The sequence below is a fragment of the Streptomyces sp. genome (genome assembly GCF_031178505.1).
Taxonomy (GTDB): domain Bacteria; phylum Actinomycetota; class Actinomycetes; order Streptomycetales; family Streptomycetaceae; genus Streptomyces; species Streptomyces gulbargensis.
On sequence record NZ_JAPSIW010000505.1, the window covers coordinates 1 to 5287 of the forward strand.

Sequence of the window (5287 nt, forward strand, 5' to 3'; positions counted from 1 at the left end):
CTGGAGGATCGGGTCGGCGGTCAGGACCGGCTGGTCGACGCGCCGGGACAGCTCTGCCCGGTAGGCGGTGCCGTCGTCGACGGCGTCGTGGACGGCCAGGAGCGCGGGCCGGTGACCGCCGAGGTCACCGAAGGCGTGCTGGGCGTCGAGGGCGCCGTCCCACAGCTTGCCAGACGCCTTGTCCTGCGGTGTGGACACCAGCCGCAGCCATGCCGGTTGCCCGTCGGCAGTGCGGGCCGGGGCTCCCAGGGTCCGCCCGGCCCATCCCCAGAACTCCCCGCCCGTCTCGACCTGTACGTGCAGGGCTGTGGCGGCGCGGGCGTGGTGGGTGCGCATGCGGCGCTCGGTGTCCGGGTCAGGGGGAGGCGAGTACATCAGTGATCTCCCGCAACTGGGCGGTGGTCAGGGAAGGTTGAGCGACGGCTTGGGCCGCTTCCTTCCAGTGTGGTGCACTGGAAGCGGCGACGAGGACGTCCGTCACTCCTGGGCAGGACGCGACGGTCAGAACGCACGCCTGCGCGGGAGTCAGGTCTGGTCGGATGAGGTCGGCGAGGTCCTGGTCGACCATGCTGGGGAGCTCCCCGCCGTGCAGTGGAGCGGACGCCATGACCCGCAGCCCGGCGTCGGCGGCGGCCGGGAGGGGGCCCCGTCCGTGGAGAGCCTGAGCGATCGGCGTCATCATCACCAGGCTGACCGGCATCTGGAGCGCGGCCAGGTGGTGACGGTGGCCGCCGGCGGCTTCGGCGGCCAGGGTGAGCAGCTCCCCCACCGTGACCATCTCCTCTTCCAGTGCCGACCATGTGGCGATCCCGTAGCCGGTGGCGTGCCCGGCCGCTACGGCTTCCTCCAGGGCGGCGAAGGCGTCCCGGATCGCACGGTGCAGCGCCGGACGGTCGCCGGGGTGTGCACGCTCGGGATTGTGGAGCAGGACCAGGTCCAGCCGGTCACGCCCGAGTTGGTTGCGGTTGCGGGCGATCTGCCAGCGCACATAGTCCGGGGCGAGGCTGTGCCCGGAGCGGGCCTGGTCGCCGGTGAGGACACCGGCGTTCACGGCTTCGGCGCCGGTGGCCGCGGTGAAGTAGCCGCTCTTCGTGGCCACTCGCAGGTCCGGGTGGGCGGCCAGGGCCGGGGCGAGCAGGTTCTGCGCGTGGCCGGCGGCGTAGTTGGGGGCGGTGTCGATCCAGTGCGTGCCGGAGGCGGCCGCACGGGCGGCCGCCTCCGGGATCGCCCGGCACCGGTAGGTGCCCAGAGCGAGCTTCGCCGTCACAGCATGCTCCCCACCGTCGCGGCCTGCCCGGCTATGAGCTCCTGGACCAGAGCGGCGACGTCCTCCAGGGCCAGACCAGCTGTCCCTGCGAGCGTGGCCAGGTCCACGGTGCGGCCCTCGACGAGCGGCTGCAGCACCGCCTCTGCCTCGGGCGCGAACTCGTACACGGTGCCGGCGGCGGCCAGCGTGACCGCGTCGGGGCCGGCGTCCAGGACGCCGCGGGCCGTGGTCAGCCGTACCTGCAGGCTGCCGTCGGCCGGGATGCCGTTGATGTACGGCAGGCTCGGCGTCATGCGGCCGGTGGCCTGGCCGTCCATCGCGGCGCGGTAGCGGTCGATCAGCTCCGGTTCGTCCAGCAGTTCGGCGAGCCGTTTGCGTATTCCGTCCAGGACGCTGGACTGGACGTGGCGCGAGGCGAGCAGGGGCAAGTCGCGCCTCCAGTCCTCGTGTGCGAGCAGCTGCTCGGACACCCATGTGATCAGGTCGGCGGGTGTGTGGGTCTGCAGGCCGCAGGTGACGTGCAGAGAGTGGGTGCCCTGGTCGGCGGAGACCGCGTGCCACACGCCGCGCGGCACGTACAGCACGTCCCCGGGGCGCAGGACCAGGTCGGCGACCGGTTCGGTGGGGGCCTCGCCCGGGTCCTCGATGTCCCGGTACAGCGGGAAGGGCCGGGTGGTGCCGTAGATCCGCCACCGTTTCGCGCCGTCCAGCTGGACGATGATCGTGTCGTGGTCGTCCCAGTGGATTCCGAAGCCCTCGGTAATGGTCCACGAGGCGTAGAGGTTGGCCTGCACGCGGGTGCGCAAGTCCCGCTCGAGTGCTTCGGCGAGCCGGGCGATCGGCGGGTGCAGCTCGTCGACGCTGTCCAGGGCGAGAGAGGCGCCTTCGGCGAGGCGGGCGTGGAGCTCGGCGGGGTGCAGGCGGTGCCACACGGTGTGCCGGCGCGTGGCCACCGGAGCGGTGTACCCGCCGATCAGCAGCGTCTCGCCGTCGTGGGACAGCCGCATGCGCGGCGGTTCTAGCCGGTGGCTGCCCAGGATCTGGTTGAGGTCGTCCCAGGTCATCAGCCCGGCGACATCGAGCGCGCCGGGTACGTGGCGGTATTCGCGGTGCAGTGCCTGGGCGAGGAAGTCCTCGCCCAGGCATGCCGCGATGGATACATCCGTCATCGCGTCGGAGCTCCTGATCCGTCAGTCGTTGCCGTCGCTGCGGCCGGTGCCGCCACCGTCCGAGGGGATGGCGTTACGGCCCCGGGCGGCGACGATCCGCTGCCGGGAACGGACGAGTCCACCGGCCTGCGGCGCGGGGGTGGCGGGCGGGGGCGTGGCGGTACTGGGCATGGGTCCTCCTTTAGATCTGTCGGCCTTGCCCTGGACGGCACGGCCGCGAACACGCGTCAGTACAGCCCTCTCAACGGCTCGCGGTAACCCCGCCGCGGGGGCCCCACGGTGGGTATGGTCGTGAGGCTGACGCCTCGTCACGCCCGGGAATCAGGGGGTCTTGTGGCTGACTCACCGCCGTCACCCGCCCAGCTTCCGCGCCGCCTGCTGGCCGACCCCGTCTTCGTGCGAGCCTTGCGTGAGCGGGACTTCACTGTGGTCTTCTCCATGGCTCACGACGCGGGGCTCTCCTACAACCGGATCGCAGAAGCGTGCGCGCTCAAATCCGAGCGGGTCAGCCAGATCGCCCGGGGCACCACAACTGTCACCGCCCTGGCCACGGTCGAGCGGATCGCCGGCGGACTACGCATTCCCGGTGCCCTTCTGGGCCTTGCTGCGCAACCCTGGGAAGAGACCACCGCCCTCAGCACGGAGTCCCACCATGGAGATGACCCGATGAAGCGCCGCCACCTGCTGCGCGGCGCTCTCGCCGCCGGCCTCACCGCTCCGGCACTGGCCGCGCTCACCGCCGCCCGGACCGACGTCGACCAGTCCTTCTCCCCCGGCGTCCCACGTGATCTGGCCGACCTGGAGGCCGCGTCCGAGAGCTACGGGTACGGCTACCACGGCCAGCAGCCCACCCGCGTCCTGGCCGATCTGGTCTCGGACTTCGCCGCTCTGCGCCCGCTGCTCACCGTCCCGCAACCCGCCCCCGTCCGGGCCCGGCTGTGCCGTGCGGCCGGGCAGATGGCCGGGATGACAGCGATCGTCTTACACGATCTGGGCAGCCGCCGGGAATCCCGCGCCTGGTTCGCCACCGCCGCCCGGGCCGCCACCGAATCCGGCGATGCCCAGCTGCACGCCTGGGTCCTGGCCCGCGAGGCCATGGTCCCGCTCAACTACGGCGCTCCCAAGGCAGCAGCCGACCTCGCCGACCAGGCCCGTCACACCGCTGGCCACCGGCCCACCGCAGCAGCGACCCTGGCAGCCGCCGTCGCCGCCCGCGCCTACGCCCTCAACCACCAGCCTGAGCAGGCCCGCACCGCGCTCAAGGCCGCCGACACCCTGATGGCGCGGCTCCCCCAGAGCGAGCGGTCGGACACCTGGCTCACCTACGGTGAGCAGAAACACCACGTGCACCTCAGCCACGCGTTCACCACGCTCGGGGACACTCGCCACGCTCGGGAGAGTCAGCAGCGTGCCCTGGAGCTGTCAGCGCCGACCAGCACCATGACCCGCACTCTGCTCCATATCGATGCCGCAGCCTGCGCCCATCACGACGGAGACAGCGAACAGGCCTGCCGCCGCACCATCACCGCCCTGACCTCACTGCCGGACGGCTACCGCACCGGTCTGGTCCACCGCCGCGCCCAGGACCTGTATGAGGCGATCCCCGCACAACACCACCTCGAACGGGCCGTCCGTGAACTGCGCGACGCCCTGGCTGCCTGAATCCCCTGTTTCCGCTATGGCTGTCCGGTAAATGATCTTTCACATGTCTGGTGACCTAGTAGTGCTTCGTTAGGTTCTGGGCTGTCTGCGGCGGCTTCGCGGGTTGGCTAGAGGTCGTCCGCAGGTGGTGCAGGTACCGGTCCAGCACCTCAGCAGGTCCTGAAGAACGTCGAGGACCTGGTAGAGAGTCAGGCCGGTGTGTGGACTTTTGGGTCGAGCCGCCTGAGGGTGAGGAATGCCTGGGCGGCGGTGACGAGGGTGACGTGGTGGTGCCAGCCGCGCCAGGTGCGGCCCTCGAAGTGGTCCAGTCCCAGGCCGTGCTTGAGCTCGCGGTAGTCGTGCTCGATCCGCCAGCGCATCTTGGCCCACCGCACCAGGTCAGCGGCCGGTGTGGTGGCGGGCAGGTTCGATATCCAGTAGTCCGTCGGAGCGTCCTGGCCGTCCGGCCACTCGACCAGGAGTGTCTGGACGGGCAGGACGCCGTCCCACCGGTTGCGGCCGCCACCCGCCTCCTGCGCTGCGGCCAGGGACTGCTTGCCCGCGGGCCGGACCGTCAGGACCGCGAAGCGTGAGGTCATCGTGCCTTTGCTGCCCTGCCTCCAGGTCACCTCGGTGAACCGGTCGGCACCGGCCTCGGCTGCGAGGGCGCAGACGGTTCGCGGTGGGGTGCGGTAGCGGGGAAGGGTGGGCGGTCCGAGTCCGCCGTAAGCAGGCTGGCACGGCTCAACATCCTCCGGGTGGGCGACTTCCTTCCCGGTCAGGGCCAGGACATAGGACAGCCCTCGCTCCTCGAGGCCGAGTCGGAAGGGGGTGCTGACGCCGTAGCCGGCGTCGGCGACCACGACCGGTGCCTTCAACTGCCACTGGGCGAGTGTGTCCAGCAGGCCGAGCGCGAGACGCCACTTCTCCTGGTGGACCACGTCGTCGGGGACACCTGCCCTGCGGCATCGCTCCGGTTCGTCCGTCCACTCACGCGGCAGATACAACTGCCACTCCAACGGGCACGAGGCCGTGTCGGTGGCAGCATGGACACTGACCGCGACCTGGCAGTTCGCCCGTTTGCCGACCGCTCCGCAGTACTGGCGGGCCACCCCGACCGACGCCTTGCCGCACTTGGGGAACGACACATCGTCGATCACCCACACCTCGGGCCTGACAACTCCGGACAGCCGCTCGGCGATCCGCTGCC

The 5287-nt window shown here is 71.1% G+C and carries 5 protein-coding genes and 1 pseudogene; 1 reads left to right on the forward strand and 5 read right to left on the reverse strand.

Going from position 1 to position 5287, the window contains the following annotated elements:
- From RIF68_RS26400 to RIF68_RS26415, 4 genes and pseudogenes are all read right to left on the reverse strand, one after another.
- Positions 1–375: pseudogene (locus tag RIF68_RS26400) on the reverse strand (hypothetical protein); the annotation flags it as partial.
- Positions 356–1267: an aldo/keto reductase gene (locus tag RIF68_RS26405; RefSeq protein ID WP_309053801.1), complete on the reverse strand. Its 912-nt coding sequence runs from the start codon at positions 1265–1267 to the stop codon at positions 356–358. The gene RIF68_RS26405 and the pseudogene RIF68_RS26400, both read right to left, overlap by 20 nt.
- Positions 1264–2436: a JmjC domain-containing protein gene (locus tag RIF68_RS26410; RefSeq protein ID WP_309053802.1), complete on the reverse strand. Its 1173-nt coding sequence runs from the start codon at positions 2434–2436 to the stop codon at positions 1264–1266. Before RIF68_RS26410 ends, RIF68_RS26405 begins: the two co-directional genes overlap by 4 nt.
- 21 nt (positions 2437–2457) lie before the next feature.
- Positions 2458–2607, reverse strand: coding sequence for a hypothetical protein (locus RIF68_RS26415; protein WP_191889356.1), 150 nt, complete (start codon positions 2605–2607; stop codon positions 2458–2460).
- A gap of 162 nt (positions 2608–2769) precedes the next feature.
- On the opposite strand from RIF68_RS26415, the gene RIF68_RS26420 reads away from it, so the two are divergent.
- Positions 2770–4098, forward strand: a complete 1329-nt coding sequence (locus tag RIF68_RS26420; protein ID WP_191889357.1) for a hypothetical protein — start codon at positions 2770–2772, stop codon at positions 4096–4098.
- Between the two features lie 188 nt (positions 4099–4286).
- Here RIF68_RS26420 and RIF68_RS26425 read toward each other — a convergent pair.
- A partial coding sequence (locus RIF68_RS26425; protein ID WP_309053803.1) for an IS701 family transposase occupies positions 4287–5287 on the reverse strand: 1001 nt, incomplete at its 5' end.

Excerpts from the sequence above, each read along its gene's own strand:
- RIF68_RS26410 (WP_309053802.1), bottom strand. The coding sequence starts at position 2,436 with ATGACGGATGTATCCATCGCGGCATGCCTGGGCGAGGACTTCCTCGCC.
- RIF68_RS26415 (WP_191889356.1), bottom strand. The coding sequence starts at position 2,607 with ATGCCCAGTACCGCCACGCCCCCGCCCGCCACCCCCGCGCCGCAGGCC.